Origin of the sequence: Paenirhodobacter enshiensis, assembly GCF_000740785.1 — a bacterium.
Classification (GTDB): domain Bacteria; phylum Pseudomonadota; class Alphaproteobacteria; order Rhodobacterales; family Rhodobacteraceae; genus Rhodobacter; species Rhodobacter enshiensis.
In genome coordinates this window covers 11,760-29,646 of the sequence record NZ_JFZB01000014.1, presented here as the reverse complement: position 1 = coordinate 29,646, position 17,887 = coordinate 11,760, and the positions used below count along the sequence as shown (strand labels likewise).

Annotated in this window: 14 protein-coding genes; 9 read left to right on the top strand and 5 right to left on the bottom strand. The window is 66.5% G+C overall.

The window, feature by feature from the left end; all coding sequences use genetic code 11:
- Window positions 1-20: 20 nt before the first annotated feature.
- The 5 genes from CG50_RS08865 to CG50_RS08845 form a co-directional block, all read right to left on the bottom strand.
- On the bottom strand, window positions 21-971 hold the full coding sequence (locus CG50_RS08865) for an ABC transporter permease (RefSeq protein WP_036637277.1): 951 nt from the start codon (window positions 969-971) through the stop codon (window positions 21-23).
- Between the two features lie 155 nt (window positions 972-1,126).
- Window positions 1,127-2,794 carry a peptide ABC transporter substrate-binding protein gene (locus tag CG50_RS08860; RefSeq protein ID WP_036637275.1) on the bottom strand — a complete coding sequence of 556 codons (1,668 nt, stop codon included), beginning with the start codon at window positions 2,792-2,794 and terminating at the stop codon, window positions 1,127-1,129.
- A gap of 90 nt (window positions 2,795-2,884) precedes the next feature.
- A complete protein-coding gene (locus CG50_RS08855) occupies window positions 2,885-4,216 on the bottom strand; it encodes an NAD(P)/FAD-dependent oxidoreductase (protein ID WP_036637273.1) in 1,332 nt (443 codons plus the stop codon).
- 1 nt (window position 4,217) lies between these two features.
- A complete protein-coding gene (locus CG50_RS08850; protein WP_152559475.1) occupies window positions 4,218-4,931 on the bottom strand; it encodes an SDR family NAD(P)-dependent oxidoreductase in 714 nt (237 codons plus the stop codon).
- Window positions 4,922-5,449 carry a MarR family winged helix-turn-helix transcriptional regulator gene (locus CG50_RS08845; RefSeq protein WP_081880356.1) on the bottom strand — a complete coding sequence of 176 codons (528 nt, stop codon included), beginning with the start codon at window positions 5,447-5,449 and terminating at the stop codon, window positions 4,922-4,924. The genes CG50_RS08850 and CG50_RS08845 overlap by 10 nt, the downstream gene beginning before the upstream one ends.
- 419 nt (window positions 5,450-5,868) lie before the next feature.
- Here CG50_RS08845 and CG50_RS08840 point away from each other — a divergent pair, with 419 nt between their 5' ends.
- The 9 genes from CG50_RS08840 (at window position 5,869) to recA (ending at window position 17,760) form a co-directional block, all read left to right on the top strand.
- Entirely contained in the window at window positions 5,869-7,500 is a 1,632-nt protein-coding gene (locus CG50_RS08840; RefSeq protein WP_036637271.1) for an ABC transporter ATP-binding protein, read from the top strand.
- 149 nt (window positions 7,501-7,649) lie between these two features.
- Window positions 7,650-8,807 carry an ABC transporter ATP-binding protein gene (locus CG50_RS08835; RefSeq protein WP_036637269.1) on the top strand — a complete coding sequence of 386 codons (1,158 nt, stop codon included), beginning with the start codon at window positions 7,650-7,652 and terminating at the stop codon, window positions 8,805-8,807.
- Window positions 8,804-9,730 (top strand): carbohydrate ABC transporter permease, encoded by a 927-nt coding sequence (locus CG50_RS08830; protein ID WP_036637267.1) that lies wholly within the window; start codon window positions 8,804-8,806, stop codon window positions 9,728-9,730. The genes CG50_RS08835 and CG50_RS08830 overlap by 4 nt, the downstream gene beginning before the upstream one ends.
- Window positions 9,730-10,551: a carbohydrate ABC transporter permease gene (locus tag CG50_RS08825; RefSeq protein ID WP_036637265.1), complete on the top strand. Its 822-nt coding sequence runs from the start codon at window positions 9,730-9,732 to the stop codon at window positions 10,549-10,551. The genes CG50_RS08830 and CG50_RS08825 overlap by 1 nt, the downstream gene beginning before the upstream one ends.
- A gap of 52 nt (window positions 10,552-10,603) precedes the next feature.
- Window positions 10,604-11,893, top strand: a complete 1,290-nt coding sequence (locus tag CG50_RS08820; RefSeq protein WP_036637262.1) for an ABC transporter substrate-binding protein — start codon at window positions 10,604-10,606, stop codon at window positions 11,891-11,893.
- Between the two features lie 89 nt (window positions 11,894-11,982).
- Window positions 11,983-12,783, top strand: coding sequence for a phosphodiesterase (locus tag CG50_RS08815; protein ID WP_036637260.1), 801 nt, complete (start codon window positions 11,983-11,985; stop codon window positions 12,781-12,783).
- Window positions 12,784-12,891: 108 nt separating this feature from the next.
- The gene (locus CG50_RS08810) at window positions 12,892-14,055 is read left to right on the top strand and encodes an RsmB/NOP family class I SAM-dependent RNA methyltransferase (protein WP_036637258.1); all 1,164 of its coding nucleotides are present in this window, start codon (window positions 12,892-12,894) and stop codon (window positions 14,053-14,055) included.
- 86 nt (window positions 14,056-14,141) lie between these two features.
- The gene (locus CG50_RS08805; protein WP_081880355.1) at window positions 14,142-16,502 is read left to right on the top strand and encodes a hybrid sensor histidine kinase/response regulator; all 2,361 of its coding nucleotides are present in this window, start codon (window positions 14,142-14,144) and stop codon (window positions 16,500-16,502) included.
- Window positions 16,503-16,686: 184 nt separating this feature from the next.
- Window positions 16,687-17,760, top strand: coding sequence for a recombinase RecA (recA, locus tag CG50_RS08800; RefSeq protein ID WP_036637256.1), 1,074 nt, complete (start codon window positions 16,687-16,689; stop codon window positions 17,758-17,760).
- The last annotated feature ends 127 nt before the right edge of the window (window positions 17,761-17,887 follow it).

Sequence of the window (17,887 nt, the reverse complement as noted above, 5' to 3'; positions counted from 1 at the left end):
GGACATGTCGGAAGCTCCTTTCATTCCAGACGGATGCGCGGGTCGATCGCCGCGACGATCAGATCGGCGGCAAGGTTGCCGATCAGCACGAGAATGGCCGAGGTCATCAGAAGCCCCATCACCACCGGGTAATCGGAATACCCCAGACTATCGAGGAACAGCCGCCCCATGCCGGGCCAGGTGAACACCGTCTCGGTCACTAGCGCGCCGCCGAGAAGGGCGGGCAGCTGCAGACCGGCCAGCGTCACCATCGGCACCAGCGCGTTGCCGACGATATGGCGAAACAGGATGCGCGTGCGGCTCAGCCCCTTGGCGCGGGCGGTGCGGATGAAATCCTGATTGACGACGTTCAGCGTCGCGGTGCGCATGTAGCGCGACCACACCGCCACATCGACGAGCGCCAGCACCATGGCGGGCAGCACAAGATGTCGCACGTAATCGAGCAGCGATCCGTCGCCCACGGTGAACATGTTGCCCGCCGGGAACCAGCCGAGCTTGAGCGAGAAGAAATAGATCGCCACCAGGCCGAACCAGAAGGTCGGGATCGACAGCGCGATCATCGCGAAGACGGTCATCGTGTAATCGAACACCGAGCGGCGGCGCAGCGCGCTGACGATGCCGATGGTGGTGCCCAGAGACACCGCCAGCACCGTCGAGGTGCCCATCAGGATCAGCGTTGCGAACAGATGCTGGCCGATGATCGTCAGCACCGGCTGGCCGTCGCGATAGGACCGGCCCCAGTCGCCGGTGACGAGATGGCTGAGCCAGTCGAAATACTGCACCGGCAGCGGGCGGTTCAGCCCCATCTGCGTGGCGATCTTGTCGAGCTGCTCCTGCGTCATGCCGGGAGAGAGCGCGAATTGCGACAGCGGCCCGCCGGGGGCGAGGCTGAGCACCGTGAACCCGATGAAGGACACGATCAGCAGCAGGACAAGGCTTTGCCAGAAACGGCCGAGCACATAACGAAGCATCGGGGCAGGTCTCCCGTATCGAGGACGGATCGGGGTCCGGACGGCACCGGTCAGGCGCCGTTCGGAGCGAAGGTTGTGAAAATGCGGCAGGGCGGAACTGACCCACCCTGCCCGGAGCGCCTCAAGGCCCCCGGGCAGAGACGGATGTCAGATCGTCAGATCTTCCAGTCGCGGATGTTCCAGCTGTCGATGCGGTTGTTGACGTTCGGCGTCGGCCCCGTGACAGAGGTCTTGCGGCCCTTGCACACGGCATATTGGAACATCGGCAGGAACGGCAGATCGTTGCGGATCACTTCCTGGATCTTCCGGTAGATCGCCTTGCGGTCCTCGGGGACGAAGGTCTCTCCGCCCTTCTTCAGAAGCGCGTCGACTTCGGCGCTCTGATAGCAGAAGTTGTTCTGCCCGGCCCCGCCACGCGCCGGCGACGCGGTCGACATGAAGTAGTCCGAGGTATCCGGATCCGCCCCCATCAGCACGTTCAGACCGACGATCACGGTATCGAACTGCGACTTCATCCAATACTCGCCCCACATCACCGCCGGCGGCAGGTTCGAGATCTTCATCTCGACGCCGATGTCCTTGAACGACTGCTGCAGGAACTGCTGCACCTGTTCGCGCAGGTGGTTGCCCGCGGTGGTGGAGTTGGTGAAGCTCAGCTTCACGCCGTCCTTCTCGCGGATGCCGTCGGTGCCCTTCTTCCAGCCGGCATCGTCGAGCAGCTTGTTCGCCTTGGCGATGTTGAACTCATGTTTCGGCAGGGCGTCGTTGTAGTAGGCCGACTGCTGGGGCATGTAGGTCTCGGTCGGGCGCGGGATGCCGTAGTAAAGCGCGTCGATGATCGAGGTCTTGTCGATCGCCGCATAAAGCGCCTGACGCACCGCGAGGTCCTGGAACTGCGGGCGCATCATGTTCAGACCGAAGGACTCGAACGTGCCCGTGCCGGCGATTTCTACGGTCTTGCCGGGCAGATCCTTGGCCTCGGCATAATGGTCGGGGGTGATCCACTGCAGGCCCACGACATCGACATCGCCCGACTTGAACTGCGTGTACATCACGTTCAGATCCGGGATGTACTTGACGATCAGGGTTTTGAAGAACGGGCCGTCCATGTGGTAATCGGCATTGGCCTCGAGCTCGATGTGATCGCCCGCCATGCGTTCCTTCCACTTGAACGGGCCGGTGCCGATGGGGGCGTTGTTGAACGGCGCGGTGTTCTTGTCGGCGACGCCCTCGAAGGCGTGCTTCGGGATGATCCAGGTCGAGGCCAGCACCGCCGACATCGGCGCGAAGGGCTTGGTCATCGTCCAGGTCAGCTCGGTCGGCGAGGTGACGGTGATGTCCTTCAGCAGCTTGTAACCGGTGGTGCGCATCACCCGCAGGTTCGGGTCGAGCGGCAGTTCCAGGCTGAATTTCACGTCTTCGGCGGTCAGCGGCTTGCCGTCATGCCATTTCACGCCTTCCTTGAGCTTGATCTTCCAGCTCAGACCGTCGGCGGAGATGCCGCCGTTCGCCACCGTGGGAACCTCGGCGGCGAGCACCGGGAAGAAATTGCCCGCGGGGTCGAAGTCGAACAGCGTGTCATAGAGCGCGTAATACATGCCTTCGTCGACTTCGATATGAGGCATGAACGGGTTGAAGTTGGTCGGTTCCTGCGAGAAGGCCAGAACCAGCTTGCCATCGGCCTTGGCATTGGCGGCGAAGGCCGCATCGCGGCCGAACATCGAGGGCAGCACGAGGCTGGTGGCGCCGGCCGCGCCCATCATCATCAGCGCCGAGCGGCGGCCGGGGTTGAAGCCGGGTTCGGAGGTCTTGGTATCGGTCATGGTGCATTCCCTGTTGGATTGGCCCTGTCGGGCGGGGAGCGGGGCGCCGGCTCTGTCGGCCGGCTGGCCCGCGATGATGAGACGCGAGGATCAGAAGCCCGAGATCAGTTCGATCTTCGAGCCGTCGGAGAACCGGCTGAACCGGAACGGGGCGGGATCGACGCAGGGCATGTGCCCGGTGACGATATCGGCCATCAGGCGGCCGGCGGCGGGGCTGATGCCGAAGCCGTGGCCCGAGAATCCGGTGGCGATGTAGAAGCCGGGCAGCGTGTCGACGCCCGAGATCACCGGCACCGCGTCGGGGGTGACGTCGATGGCACCGGCCCACCGCTGCGCGACCTCGGCCTTCGCGAACACCGGGAAGGCCTTGCGCAGGTTGTTCAGCGCCCGGTCCTGCAACGAGAACGACGGCTTCGGATCGAGCACGCGACAATATTCGAAGGGCGAGGCCTCGTCCATCTTCCAATGGTTGGGGATCCGCGCCTCGTCGAGGAAACGAAGACCGCCGCGCATCACCAGCGAACGCCATTCGTGCTTCAGCGCGGGCATGAAGTCCTTGAAGAAGCGGAAGCTGTCGGGAACGATGTCGGCGATGTTCTCGAAACCGTTGGCGATGGTGTAACCGCCGTCCTGACGCTTGCGGATGGCGAAACCGTTCGACCAGATCGCGGCCTCGGGTCCGCCTTCGAGGGGCTTCGTGCGCAGAACCGAGTTGATCACCTTGAGCTGCGGCAGACGCAGCCCGGTGTTGCGCGCGAACAGGCTCGACCAGGCGCCGCCCGCCAGCACCGCCGCGTCGCAGGCGATGTAACCGCGTTCGGTGAACACGCCGCAGACCTTGCCGGCCTTGGTGTCGATGCCGCGCACGGCGCATTCGGTCATCACATGGGCGCCGCGCTCGCGTGCCGCTTCGGCGACGGCGGGGGCGACCTTCTGCGGCTCCGCCCGGCCGTCGAGGGGGGTGTAGAGCGCGCCCTTGATCGGCAGCTTGCCGCCCGGGCAGATCGCGTCGAACTCGCGCTGCGTCAGCATCCGCGACTCGATCTGATAGCCTTCGAGGTTCTTCATCCAGCGCTCGTGCTGGGCGAATTCGGTGTCATTGGCGCAGGTGAACATGATGCCGGCGCGGGTGTAGCCGACGTCGCGCCCGAGCCGTTCGGCCTGACCGTCCCAGATCCGCAGCGCCTCGGCCATCAGCGGCACTTCGCGCGGGTCGCGGCGGCTGATGCGCACCCAGCCCCAGTTGCGGCTGGACTGTTCGTGGCCGATGCCGCCCTTCTCGCACAGGGCGACCTTCAGGCCGCGCTCGACCAGTTCGAGCGCCGTCGAGGCGCCGATCGCGCCGCCGCCGATGACGACGACATCCACCTTGGCAGGCAGTTCGGTATCCCCGTGGAAGGGAACGACGAAAGGACCGGGCATCTCAGAAGGACTCCTCAAGCTGACAATTCACGCAGAACTCGGCGACGCTCGCCTCGTTCGGCAACGCGATCAGCAGAGAGATCACCCGGGCGAGATCGCGGGGCGAGGTCATCTGCTCGGCCGGGCGCTCGGTCAGCGCGGCGGCCATGTCGGTGGCGACGAAACCGGGGCAGACGGCTGTCGCGCGCACGCCCTTGTCGAAGCCCGCGTGCCGCAGCGCATGGGCCAGCGCGACGGCGGCGAATTTCGTCATCGAATAGGCGCCGGAGCGGGCCGATTTCACCCGCTTGCCCGAAAGCGAGCCCAGCACGATCACCCGGCCGCGCCCGCTTTGGCACAGCGCCTCCCAGGCGGCGGCGGCCAGACGGCGCGGCGCCTTGACGTTGATTTCCGTCAGCAGGTCGAATTCGTCGTCGGAAATCTCGACCACGGTCTTCGGGATCGAAATCCCGGCGTTTGCAACAAGCGCGTCGACGCGGCCGAAGCGCGTCACGGCATCGGCGACCCAGGCCGCAGGGGCGGCGCGGTCGAGGGCGTCATAGGCGAACAGATGCACGCGCGTGGGGTCCGCCGCGGCCCAGTCGGGCAGGGCGGGCGCCCGCATCCCGAGCGAAACCGCCCAGCCTTCGGCGAACAGCGTCTCGGCCACCGCCGCGCCGATGCCGCGGCTCGCGCCGGAGATCAGCGCCACCCGCGGCGCTTCGGTCATGTCCATTTGCTGCGCATCCTCATGTAGGTCCGCCGCAGGATGCGCATGAACTGCGCGCGATCCTCGGGGGCGATGAAATCGAAGAATTCGGCTTCCTGCTGGCGGATGATCTCGCGCACCTTCTCGGCGAGGTCATGGCCGGCGGGGGTGATGGTCAGCGATTGCGCGCGCTGATCGTGGGCAGAGACGCCACGGCTGACCAGACCCGCCTGCACCATCCGGTCGATGATGCGCCCGGTGGTCGGGCGGTCGCGCATCAGCACCTCGGCGATTTCCGAGGGGCGGATGCCCGGGTAATCGTCGATCAGCAACAGCGCGGTTATCTTGCCCTTGCCCTTCGCCACTTCCAGATGACCCATCCGCGCATCGAGATCGCGCGACACGACCGAGTCGAGCGAGCGGATGAACCAGCTGAACGCCCCGTCGAGGATGTCGATCCGGTGACCGGCAATCTCCAGCGGACGCAGATCCGCGTCGGGGTCTGTATCGGGAGGCGGAGAGTGGGGCGAAGCGTCGGTCGTCATCTGGGGCCTGTGCAGTCTTGCTGTCACAACCGTGACGTGTCTGGCCGAGTCGTCAAAGGATAAGGTTGTGAATCGCAACTGTTATGGTTGTGAAATGCAACTGTGTTTATTTTTTAAGCGGAATTTCAGGTGCAACTTGGGAAATCGGCATGGTTTCGGGCAATGCGGGCATCTGGATGCTTCGGAAAGGAGGTAAACGCCCAGTCCCTGTGCGGTGGGTTCCGGGCATCGGGCGATGGGGCGGAGAGTCCGGCAGATCCGGGGGCGGTGCCCGCAAAATCGCCGATCATTCGCCGAGGCGCCTGAATTTCAGGCACATGCGTCCGGAGAGAGGGCTCCGGGCTGGCTGGACTTGCCGGGGGCGGCCGGGATCGCGGACAGTGGCGGGGCATAATAATGACAAACGAAAGACTGAACTCATGTCCAATGACCTTTCCCCCGCGCAGGGCTCTGCGCCGGTTCTGACGGTGCGTGACCTCACCGTTTCGATCCCCGGGTTGCGCGACCGTCCGCACGCGGTGCGCGACATTCACTTCGACCTGATGCCCGGCGAGATCCTGTGCATCATCGGCGAATCCGGTTCCGGCAAGTCGGTGACGGCGAATACGGTGATGGGGCTCTTGCCCGACGTGATGCGCGTCGACAGCGGCGAGATTACCTTCCACGGCCGCGACCTGCTGAAGATGCCGGAATCGGAACGGCGCCGGATGCGCGGGCGCGAAATCTCGATCATCTTTCAGGATCCGCTTTCGGCGCTCAATCCGCTGATGACCATCGGCGATCAGGTCCGCGAGGTTCTGGATGCCCATGGCGTCGGCTCGCCTGACAGCCGCGCCGCGCGGGTGGTCGAGATGCTGACCGAAGTGGGCCTGCCCGACCCGGCGCTGATCCAGCATCAGTATCCGTTCCGCCTGTCGGGCGGTCAGCGTCAGCGCGTGATGATCGCGATGGCGCTCGCGCTCGACCCCGAGATCCTGATCGCCGACGAGCCGACCACCGCCCTTGATGTCACCACCCAGGCGCAGATCCTCGAACTGATCCGCAAGGTGCAGCGGCGCAAGGGGATGAGCGTGATGTTCATCACCCATGATTTCGGCGTGGTGGCCGATATCGCCGACCGGGTGATCGTGATGGAGAAGGGCAATCTGGTCGAGCAGGGCCCGGCCGAAAAGGTGCTGCACGCACCCGAGCAGCCCTATACGAAGAAACTCCTCGCCGCGGTGCCGACGCTGCGCGACACCGACCGGCCGCGCATCGACGACAAGCCCGTGGTGATGGAGGCGAAGCATCTGCAAAAGACTTATCGCACGCGCTCGGGCTTCCTCGGGCGGATGCGCGAGGTCCATGCGGTCAACGATGTCAGCTTCACCCTGCGCAAGGGCGAGACGCTGGGGATCGTGGGCGAATCCGGCTCGGGCAAGTCGTCGATGGGCAAGGTGCTGATGAAGCTGATGCCGGCCGACGGGGGCGAGCTGCGCTTCGAGGGCGAGGATATCCTGTCGCTCGACGAAACCAACTTCCGTTCGATGCGGCCGCAGATCCAGATGATCTTCCAGGATCCCTATGCCTCGCTCAACCCGCGGTTCACGGTGGGGCAGGCGCTGACGGTGGGGCCCTTGGCGCACGGGCTGTTCACCCATGACGGTGCGCGCCGCCGGGCGTGCGAGATCCTCGAAACCGTGGGGCTGAGCGCCTCGGCCTATGACCGCTATCCGCACGAGTTCTCGGGCGGGCAGCGCCAGCGCGTCGGCATCGCGCGGGCGCTGATGTTCTCGCCGCAGATCATCGTCGCGGACGAGGCGGTCTCGGCGCTCGATGTCTCGATCCAGGCGCAGGTGCTGGAGCTGCTCAACCGGGTGCAGCGCGAAAGCCGGCTGTCGATGATCTTCATCACCCACGATCTGCGCGTCGCGAGCCAGATCTGCGATGATATTCTGGTGCTGCATCGCGGCAAGGTGGTGGAGTTCGGCCCGCCCTCGCAGATCTTCCGCAATCCGCAGCACGAGTATACCCGCACCTTGGTCGCGGCGATCCCGGGTGCCGGTCACTGAAATCTGTTCCGGGGGCGGCATGGTCCGTCCCCGGAGAACTGGCCCCAAAGATCTGACCCCTCCGGAAACTGTCGCAAAGACTTTGGCTGATCGTCACCGAACCGTCGCGTTCGGGCAGGATATGCGCTCCTGAAGCAAGGAGCGCATCCATGACGCCGCAATCACTGGAGCTGACGGGCATCGGCAAGGGCTTTGGCCAGACCGAAGTGCTGCGAGGCATTGATCTTACCGTCCGACCGGGCGAATTCCTGTCCCTCGTCGGCATGTCGGGCTGTGGCAAGTCGACGCTGCTGCGCATCATCGCGGGGCTTGAGACGCCTGACCGCGGCACCGTCTCGATCGGCGGCGCCGATGTGACGGGGGCCGATCCGTCGGATCGAAACCTCGCGATGGTGTTCCAGAGCTATGCGCTCTACCCGCATATGAGCGTGCGAGAGAACATCGCGACGCCGTTGCGGATGCGCCGGCTGTCGGGCTGGGCCCGGCTGCCGCTGGTCGGGCGGATGATCGCCGGGCGCGCGGCGCTCGATGACATCGACGCGGCGGTCGAAGCGGCGGCCGGGGTGCTGGAGATCGGCGCGCTGCTGGAGCGCCGTCCGGCCGAGCTGTCGGGCGGGCAGCGCCAGCGCGTGGCGCTGGCCCGCGCTCTGGTGCGCGATCCGGCCGCCTTCCTGATGGACGAGCCGCTTTCCAACCTCGACGCCAAGCTGCGCGCCCATATGCGGGCAGAGCTGTCGGCACTGCATCGCCGCCTCGGGGCGACCTTCGTCTATGTCACCCACGATCAGATCGAGGCGATGACCATGTCGGACCGGATCGCGCTGATGATCGAGGGCCGGATCGAGCAGTTGGGCACGCCGGACGATCTGTATCGCGCGCCCGCCACGCTGCGGGTGGCGCGCTTCATCGGTCAGCCCTCGATCAACCTCTTGCCGGTCGAGATCGGGCCGGCGGGCCGGCTGAGTCTGTTCGGGCTTGAGATCGGCCTTGCCGCCGCGCTGTCCGGCGGGGCCGAGACGACGGGGCCGGCGACACTGGGCCTGCGGCCCGAAGATCTGCATCTGCGCGCCGACGGTCTGCCGGCGAAGGTGCTTCGCGTCGAGACCCACGGTGCCGACCGCTATGTCAGCTGCGTGCTGCCCAGGGCGCCGGAGTTGGCACTGACCCTGCGTCAGAGCGCCACCGATCCGCTCGGGGCCGATGCCGACGGGGTGCTGCGGCTTGGTTTCGTGGCGGGGCGGGCGCATCTGTTCGGTGCTGATGGCCAGCGCCGGACGCTGCATGTGCTGGAGCGCGTGGCGGCATGACGACGCTTGACGTTTCGGTTTCCGCGGCCGGGCCCGCCCGCCCGGTGCGCAGCGCGGCCGAGCGACGGCTGATCCGCAAGGGGCTGCTGTTCGCCGCCCCTGCGATGGTGCTGATGGTCGCGATCTATGGCTTGCCTCTGGTCATGCTGGGCGGGTTCTCGCTGACCGATTATCAGCTCGGGGCAATCGACTGGAGCTTCGTCGGGCTGTCGAATTTCACCAAGGCCTTCCACGATCCGGTGTTCCTGCGCGCGATGGCGAATACCGCGCTTTATGCCGCCATCGTCATCCCCTGCGGGGTGTTCGGCGCGCTCGGCATCGCGCTTCTGGTGCATGGCCGGCGCCGCTCGCGTGCGCTGTGGGAGACGGCGTATTTCCTCCCCGTCACCGCGACCCTCGTCGCGATGGCGACGGTGTGGCAGTTCCTGCTGCATCCGACGCTCGGCCCGGTCAATGCCGCGATCAAGGCGCTCGGCTTCGAGCCGGTGTCGTTCCTCGGCACGCCCGCGCTGCTGATCCCGACGATGGCCCTGATCGGGGTGTGGCAGATCCTCGGCTTCAACATGGTGCTGTTTCTGGCCGGGCTGACGGCGATCCCGAAGGACCTGACCGAGGCCGCGCGCATGGATGGCGCCAAGAGCCCGGTAGACCGCTTCCTGACCGTGACCTGGCCGATGCTGGGGCCGACGACGATGTTCGTCGTGGTCACCAGCTCCATCACCGCCTTCAAGGTGTTCGAGACGGTGGCAGTGCTGACCAAGGGACGCTCGGGGTCCGAGACGCTGCTTTACGAGCTGTATCTCGAAGGGTTCGACTATTCGAACACCGGCTATGCCGCGGCGCTGACGCTGATCTTCCTGGCGATCGTGCTGGTGCTGTCGATCGGGCAGACGCTGCGGATGGAACGGAAGGTGCATTACTGATGGCCCGTCTTCGTCATTATCTGCCGCATCTGGTGCTGGCGCTCGGTGCGGCGGCGATGCTGCTGCCGTTCTACTGGATGGTGCTGACCTCGATCCGCTCGCCGTCCGAGATCTTCGATGTCTCGCTCTGGCCGGTGCCGAAGACCTTCTCGGGGGGCGAGAATTATGCTCAGGCGGCCAGTTCGGTGCCGATGGCGCGGTTCATGCTCAACGGGCTGATCGTGTGCGGTGGCATTCTGGCGGTGCAGGTGCTGACCTCGGTGCCGGCGGCCTATGCGCTGGCCAAGCTGCGTTTTCCGGGGCGGCGGATCATGCTGGCGCTGGTGATCGCGGCGCTGTGCGTGCCGGTGCAGGCGCTTGCGCTGCCGCTGTTCGTCGGCCTCGCCAGGGCGCAGCTGCTGAATACCTATTTCGCGATGATGGCGCCGTTCTTCCTGTCGGTCTTCGCGATCTTCCTGTTTCACCAGTCGTTCCGTTCCTACCCCGACGAGATCATCGAGGCGGCGCGGATGGACGGCTTTTCCGAGATGGAGATCTGCTGGCGGCTGGTGCTGCGCGGCTCGCTGCCCTCGCTCGCGGCTTTCGCGGTGTTCTCGGTGGTGGCGCACTGGAACGACCTCTACTGGCCGATGATCGTGATCAACAAGACCGAACTCGCGCCGCCGCCGCTCGGGATGCTGTTCTTCTCGGATGCCGAGACCGGGGCGAATTACGGTGCGCTGATGGCCGGCGCGACGATCATCACCGCGCCCATCGTGCTGTGCTTCCTGCTGGCGCGACGCCACTTCATCGCCGGCATCACCATGACCGGGGTCAAGTGAGCCCGGGCCTTTCCCCTTTCCTCCCTCCCCAAAACCTCTTCAGGAGACTTCCATGTCCATGAATCGCCGCACCGCCGTCAGCGGCCTCGCCCTCGGGCTGGCCTTCGCCGGGCTGTCGCGCCCGGCCGCCGCGGCCGGGAAGGTCACGCTCGACGTGCTTTACAACATGCCGGGTTTCACCAAGTTCCATCAGCCGCTTGCCGAGACGTTCCAGAAGAACAACCCCGACATCGCGATCAACTTCCTCGCCCCGGCGGCGAATTACAATGACGGTCAGGCGCAGGTGCTGCGCGCGGCGGTGACGGGCAGCCTGCCGGACGTGTATTTCTCGGGCTACAACCTGACGGCCGAGCTGGTTCATACACTCGCGCCGCGCCATCAGATCACTGACCTCGGGCCGTTCATCGCGGCCGATGGCGGTCCTGCCTTCATCGAGCGCAATTTCAGCCCGAACATGGTCGCGCTCGGTCAGGTCGGTGGCGTGCAATACGGGCTGCCGGTCAATGCGTCCTCGCCGATCCTCTATGTGAATGCCGATCTGGTGAAGAAGGCCGGGGGCGACCCCGAGCACATGCCCGACACCTTCCCCGCGCTGATCGCGCTGGCGAAGAAGATCCACGAGATGGATCCGAAGGTTTCCGGCATGGCCTATGACATCGCCGGCTGGCCCGACGACTGGCTGTGGCAGGCGCTGATCTTCGAGCAGGGCGGCACCCTGACCGAGGGCAACAAGGTCGCCTTCGACAACGAGATCGGGCTTCAGGCGCTGAAATATTGCCGCGCCTTCGTGACCGAGGCGGGCGCGCCCACCTTCGACTGGGATCAGGCGCGCCAGCAGTTCGGCGCGGGGCTGACCGGGTTCATGGTCTCGACGCCGGCGCATGTGCAGACCATCGAGGCGCTGGTGGGCGACCGCTTCGCGCTGAAGACCTCGGTGTTCCCGCTCGACAACAAGGCGAAGGGCGGCGTGCCGACGGGCGGCAACTCGGCGGTGATGCTGACGCAGGACAAAGCGAAGCAGGCGGCGGCCTGGAAATACCTGAAGTGGATCACCGGCCCCGAAGCGCAGAACGTCATCGTGCGCATCACCGGCTATCTGCCCACCAACAAGCTGGCGACCGGGCCGGATTACCTCGCGCCCTATTATGCCGAGCATCCGAACGTGAAGACCGCCTCTCTGCAGGCCGACAAGTCGCTGCCCTGGGCGGGCTATCCGGGCGGGGATTCGGTGCGGATCTGGCGCACGCAGCGCGACATCATCGGCACGGTGATGCGCGGCGAGGTGACCCCCGAGGCCGGCCTGAAGCAGATCGTCGAACAGACCAACGCGCTGATGAAATAAGCCCTCGGGCACAGCGGCCGGAGGCGAGGGGGTCCGCCCGCTCGCCTCCGTGTTTTTTCGGGCCCCTGCGGCCCGTTTCGGAGACAGACATGAAGATCATCCAGATCACCGATACCCATCTGATGCCCCCCGGCGAGATCGCGAACGGCGTCGACCCCGAGCGCCAGCTGCGCGCCGCCGTCGCCGATATCGCGGCGCGCCATGGCGATGCCGACCTTCTCGTCATCACGGGCGATCTGTGCAACTGCGGCGACCCCGAGGCCTATGCGCTGCTGCGCGACATCTTGCGCGATCTGCCCTTCGAGGTGCGGCTGCTGCTCGGCAATCACGACAGCCGGCCCGCGTTCGTCGCGGCCTTCCCCGATCATCCGCGCGATGCGAACGGTTATATCCAGTCCTTCCTCGACACGCCCGAGGGGCGGCTGCTGTTTCTCGACAGCCACGAGGCGGGGGTGATCGGCGGCGTCTATGGCGCGGACCGGATGGCCTGGCTCGACACCGCGCTTGCGGGGGCGGGGGACAAGCCCGTCACCGTGTTCATCCACCATCCGCCGGTGCGCGACGGCATCCGGCATTTTCGCGACATCAGCCTGCATGACGACGGCCGGCTCCTCGCGCGGCTCGCCGCGCATCCGGCCGGGGTGCGCCATATCGTGTTCGGCCATATCCACATCCCGCTTGCCGGCACCTCGCCCGAGGGCATCGCCTACAGCTCGGGACAGGCGTGTTCGCACCGCTTCATCATGGATCTCGACACGCCGAACCCGTGGTGGACCGGCGGCCATCCGACCTATCGGGTGATCTTCATCGACGGGTTCGGGCTGCGTGCCTTCACCGCCGAGGCCGGCCAGACCCCGACCGAGCAGGCGCCGATCTGCACCGGCCCCTGAGCCTGCTGCCTCCGCCTCGCCGGCGACACCGGCCCCGCCTTTCGGCGGGGCCTTTTCGTTTGCGGGACGGGGCAAGCCCCGCTAGACCGCCGCCAAAGGAGCCCGCCGATGACCCCCGCCGCCCGTCTTGCCGCCGCAATCGACATTCTCGACCAGATCCTCGCCGGCGCCCCGGCCGAGCGCACGCTGACCAACTGGGCGCGCGGCGCGCGGTTCGCGGGCTCGGGCGACCGGGCGGCGGTGCGCGATCTGGTGTTCGACGCGCTGCGCTGCCGGGGCAGCTTCGCCGCGCTCGGCGGGGGCACGGGGGGGCGGGCGCTGATGCTCGGCGCGTTGCGGGCCGCGGGGACGGATCCGGCCGGGCTGTTCACCGGCCTCGGCCATGCGCCCGCAGAGCTGAGCGCGGCCGAAGCCGTCGCCCCGGTGCCGCCTGCGGACCTTGAGGCCCTCGACTGGCCCGACTGGCTGCGGCCGCGGCTGAGTGCCGATCTGGGCACCGCGTTCGCCGAAACCAGCGCGCTGATGCGCGCGCGCGCGCCGGTGTTCCTGCGCGTCAATGTCGCGCGCACCGACCGGGCGGCGGCGATCGCGACGCTTGCCGCCGAGGGCATCGGCGCCCGCCCGCATCCGCTGGCGGAAACCGCGCTCGAGGTGACGGACGGGGCGCGGCGGATCGCGGCCTCGGCGGCCTATCGCGACGGTCTGGTCGAGTTGCAGGACGCGGCGTCTCAGGCGGCGGTGGCGATGGTGCCCTGTGCGGAAGGGGCCGGGGTTCTCGACTATTGCGCGGGCGGTGGCGGCAAGGCGCTGGCGCTTGCGGCGCTGCATCCGGGGGCACGGATCACCGCCCATGACATCGACGCCGGGCGCATGGCCGATCTGCCGGCGCGCGCGGCGCGCGCCGGGGCCAGAATCGCGCGCGCCGCCCCGGGCCGGGTTCAGGGAACGTTCGACACCGTGCTGGTCGATGCGCCCTGTTCTGGCTCGGGCACCTGGCGGCGCACACCGGACGCGAAATGGCGGCTGACGGCCGAGCGGCTTGACGCGCTGGTGGCGCTGCAAGGCGAGATCGTCGCGACGGCGGGGCACTTCCTGCGTCCCGGGGGGCGGCTTGTCTACATGACCTGCTCGTTGCTGCGCGCCGAGAACGAGGACCGGGTCGCGGATCTGCAGACCCTTGGCTGGCAGCCCGAGACGATGCGCCGCTTCCTGCCTTCCGACGGCGGCGACGGCTTTTTCGTCGCGGTGTTGCGCCGCGACCGATCTGCCTGACAGCGGCAGGGGCGTGTGTTGTTAACTATTTGTTAAGACTTTTACGGCGCTATGAACTCTGAACGGTTCGCAGCGAGACAGACGACGTGGCCCCATCCGACGACAGCGCGACCCTTGCCCCGGTCGTCCGGCGTGCCGGGGCGCGTCCGCGCCCCGAGGGGCGGGGATGGGGGCGCGAGGTGCCGCTGGCGGTTCTGGCCGTCGCGGCGTTCGTGTCCTCGGTTCTGGCCTTGTCACAGACCGAGAAGCTCCTGGTGCTGTCGGTGGGTGGCAGCCTGATGTCGCTGGCGCTGTGGTTCGGGGCCTTGCGCTATCTGCGGCCGATGCGGCGTGCCCGCCTCGGAGCACTGTTCGCCGCCGTCGCGGACGAGGATCCGGCGCCCTGCTTCGGGTCGGATCGGGACGGGCGGGTCATCTACCGCAACCGGGCTGCCGCGGCGCGGTTCGGCTTCGATCTGCCGCAAGGGGGGCGCGCGGGCGGCGAGGCCGCCGCAGCCGCCTTCGGAGGCCTGTTCGCCGATCCCGGAGCGGCGATCGAACGGATGGGGCGGCGCGCACGCGACAGCGGATCGGCGCAGGAGGATACGGTGACCCGGCACGGGCATCTGCGGCTGCGCGCCCACCGGGTCGAGGGCGGGGGCGTGCTGTGGCGACTCGACGATCTTGGGGCGGCGCGGCCCGATGCGGCGGCGGAATTGCCCCGGCTGTCGCTGTCGGCGGCGGGGGGCGTTCTGGCGATCAATCCGGCGCTGCGTCAGCTTCTCGGGGGGCGGCCACGCAAAGCCGACGAGATTTCGGCCGAGCTGCCGCTGCGACCGGGCGAGGAGAACGAGATTCTGACCGCCTCCGGGCCGGTGCGCTGCTTCGTCGCGGAAGTGGGCGGAAAGGGGCGCTCCGACGACCGGAGGGAGCTGTTCGTTCTGCCGGTCGCTCCGACGCAGAGCGCAAGCCACGATGCCGCCGCCTTCGAGGCGCTGCCGGTGCCTCTGATGCGGCTGACCCCGCGCGCGGCGGTGATCGCGGTGAATGCCGCGGCGCGGCTGGTGATGGGGGATGTGGCCCCGGGCACGCGGCTGTCCGATCTGCTCGAGGGGCTGGGCCGGCCGGTCAATGACTGGGTTGCCGACGCCTGCGCCGGACGGACCGAAAGCCGGCCAGAGGTCATGCGGCTGCGCACGCGCGAAGACGAGGTTTTCCTGCAGGTCACGCTGCGGCGGATGGTCGAGCAGGGCCGGATGGAGCTGATCGCGGTGCTGAACGACGCGACACAGCTGAAGCAGCTGGAGGCGCAGTTCATCCAAAGCCAGAAGATGGAGGCGGTCGGTCAGCTTGCTGGCGGTGTCGCCCATGATTTCAATAATTTGCTGACTGCAATTTCGGGCCATTGCGATCTTTTGATGCTGCGTCACGACCGGTCGGCCCCCGACTACGGCGATCTGGAACAGATCCGGCAGAACGCCAACCGGGCGGCGGCTCTGGTGCGTCAGCTGCTGGCCTATTCGCGCAAGCAGACGATGAACCCGGAGGTTCTGGATCTGCGCGACACGCTGTCGGATCTGACGCATCTGCTCAATCGTCTGGTGGGCGAGCGGATTTCCCTCAGCCTGGTCCACGATCCCGATCTGCATCGGATCCGCGCCGACAAGCGCCAGATCGAGCAGGTGATCATGAACCTTGTGGTGAATGCGCGCGATGCCATGCCCTCGGGCGGCGAGATCCGCATCGAAACCCGCAATTTCTCGCTGGCCGGCGACATGCACCGGGACCGGGCGACGGTGCCGGCGGGCGAGTATGTCGAGGTGTCGGTCAGCGACGCGGGAACAGGTATCGCTCCGGAGGTTCTGCCGAAGATCTTCGAGCCGTTCTTCACCACCAAGCATCTGGGCGAGGGCACGGGGCTCGGTCTGTCGACGGTCTACGGCATCGTCAAGCAGACCGGCGGCTACATCTTCTGCGATTCGGTTCCGGGACAGGGCACGCGGTTCTGGTTCCTGCTGCCGACCTATCTGGCACTTGAGACGCTGGCGCCGGGGCTGTCCCCCCCCGAAGCGGTTCCGCTGCCATCGGAGAGCCCGGCCTCGGTTCTGCTGGTCGAGGACGAGGCAGCGGTGCGCGCCTTCGCGGCCCGGGCGCTGAAGCTGCGGGGCTATGACGTGGTTGAGGCCGAGGATGGCGAGGAAGCCCTGGAAATCCTGTCGGATCCGACGCTGCATTTCGACATTTTCGTCACCGATGTGGTGATGCCCGGGCTCGACGGGCCGAGCTGGGTGGCCGAGGCGATGAAAACGCGTCCCGACACGGCAGTGGTGTTCATGTCGGGCTATGCAGAGGACGCGTTCCGCGATGGCTGGCCGGCGATCCGGGCCTCCGCCTTCCTGCCGAAGCCGTTTTCGCTCGGCGATCTGGTGGAGACGGTGCAGCGCACGGCTGGGCGCGTTCCGGCCTGACCGGGGCCATCTGCGCTGCGCAGCAGTATAAATAGATTGTTAACCAAATACCTTCAGGATGGATCGTGAAGATTTTCATTGAATTGTTCTTGTTTTGTGCTGATATGCGAGAACAACGCGCGAACATTCGTTTCCGGTGGCGACATTGCCGATACCGGGACGCTATGGGATAAGGAAGCGTCACATGGGAATGGCAGGCCTTTTCGAGATGGATCAGAAACGCAACGCGGACAAGCAAAAGGCGCTCGAATCGGCGCTGGCGCAAATCGAACGCCAGTTCGGCAAGGGAGCGATTATGCGGCTCGGGGGGGATAACCCCGCGGCTGAGATCGAGGCGACCTCGACGGGTTCTCTCGGGCTCGACATCGCGCTCGGCATCGGCGGTCTGCCGAAGGGGCGGATCATCGAGATCTACGGGCCGGAAAGCTCGGGCAAGACGACGCTGACACTGCACTGCATCGCGGAAGAGCAGAAGAAGGGCGGGCTCTGCGCATTCGTCGACGCCGAACATGCGCTCGATCCGATCTATGCCAAGAAGCTGGGCGTCAATCTCGAAGAGCTGCTGATTTCGCAGCCCGATACCGGCGAGCAGGCGCTTGAGATCGTCGATACGCTGGTGCGCTCGGGCGCGGTCAGCATGGTGGTGGTCGATTCGGTCGCGGCACTGACGCCGAAGGCCGAGATCGAGGGCGACATGGGCGATGCCACGGTCGGCGCGCAGGCCCGGCTGATGAGCCAGGCGATGCGCAAGCTGACCGGCTCGATCAGCAAGTCGAACTGCATGGTGATCTTCATCAACCAGATCCGCATGAAGATCGGCGTGATGTTCGGCAACCCCGAGACCACGACGGGCGGCAATGCGCTGAAATTCTATGCCTCGGTGCGCCTCGATATCCGCCGCATCGGCGCGATCAAGGATCGCGACGAGGTGGTCGGCAACTCGACCCGCGTCAAGGTGGTTAAGAACAAGGTCGCCCCGCCGTTCCGTCAGGTCGAGTTCGACATCATGTATGGCGAGGGAATTTCCAAGGTCGGCGAACTGATCGACCTCGGCGTCAAGGCCGGCGTGGTCGAGAAATCAGGGGCGTGGTATTCCTACGGCGACGAGCGGATCGGGCAGGGGCGCGAGAATGCCAAGCAGTTCCTGCGTGACAACCCCGACATCGCTTACGAGATCGAGGACAAGATCCGCGCCTCGCACGGGCTCGATTTCGGTCTGGCCGGTCCCGAGGGCGAGGATGCTGTCACCGAGGACTGATCTCATCTGGCGGACCGGAGGGCCGGTCTGCCCGATGCCGGGGCCCTAAGATCGGGGTCTGAAGACTGAGCCTCTCATGGGGACCGTCTGAAGCGGACGTTGCGGGATGCGGTCCCGGGGCTGATAT

Bases quoted from the DNA above. Each gene is read 5' to 3' on its own strand.
- CG50_RS08865 (WP_036637277.1), bottom strand. From the start codon at position 971: ATGCTTCGTTATGTGCTCGGCCGTTTCTGGCAAAGCCTTGTCCTGCTG.
- CG50_RS08860 (WP_036637275.1), bottom strand. From the start codon at position 2,794: ATGACCGATACCAAGACCTCCGAACCCGGCTTCAACCCCGGCCGCCGC.
- CG50_RS08855 (WP_036637273.1), bottom strand. From the start codon at position 4,216: ATGCCCGGTCCTTTCGTCGTTCCCTTCCACGGGGATACCGAACTGCCT.
- CG50_RS08850 (WP_152559475.1), bottom strand. From the start codon at position 4,931: ATGGACATGACCGAAGCGCCGCGGGTGGCGCTGATCTCCGGCGCGAGC.
- CG50_RS08845 (WP_081880356.1), bottom strand. From the start codon at position 5,449: ATGACGACCGACGCTTCGCCCCACTCTCCGCCTCCCGATACAGACCCC.
- CG50_RS08840 (WP_036637271.1), top strand. From the start codon at position 5,869: ATGTCCAATGACCTTTCCCCCGCGCAGGGCTCTGCGCCGGTTCTGACG.
- CG50_RS08835 (WP_036637269.1), top strand. From the start codon at position 7,650: ATGACGCCGCAATCACTGGAGCTGACGGGCATCGGCAAGGGCTTTGGC.
- CG50_RS08830 (WP_036637267.1), top strand. From the start codon at position 8,804: ATGACGACGCTTGACGTTTCGGTTTCCGCGGCCGGGCCCGCCCGCCCG.
- CG50_RS08825 (WP_036637265.1), top strand. From the start codon at position 9,730: ATGGCCCGTCTTCGTCATTATCTGCCGCATCTGGTGCTGGCGCTCGGT.
- CG50_RS08820 (WP_036637262.1), top strand. From the start codon at position 10,604: ATGTCCATGAATCGCCGCACCGCCGTCAGCGGCCTCGCCCTCGGGCTG.
- CG50_RS08815 (WP_036637260.1), top strand. From the start codon at position 11,983: ATGAAGATCATCCAGATCACCGATACCCATCTGATGCCCCCCGGCGAG.
- CG50_RS08810 (WP_036637258.1), top strand. From the start codon at position 12,892: ATGACCCCCGCCGCCCGTCTTGCCGCCGCAATCGACATTCTCGACCAG.
- recA (WP_036637256.1), top strand. From the start codon at position 16,687: ATGGGAATGGCAGGCCTTTTCGAGATGGATCAGAAACGCAACGCGGAC.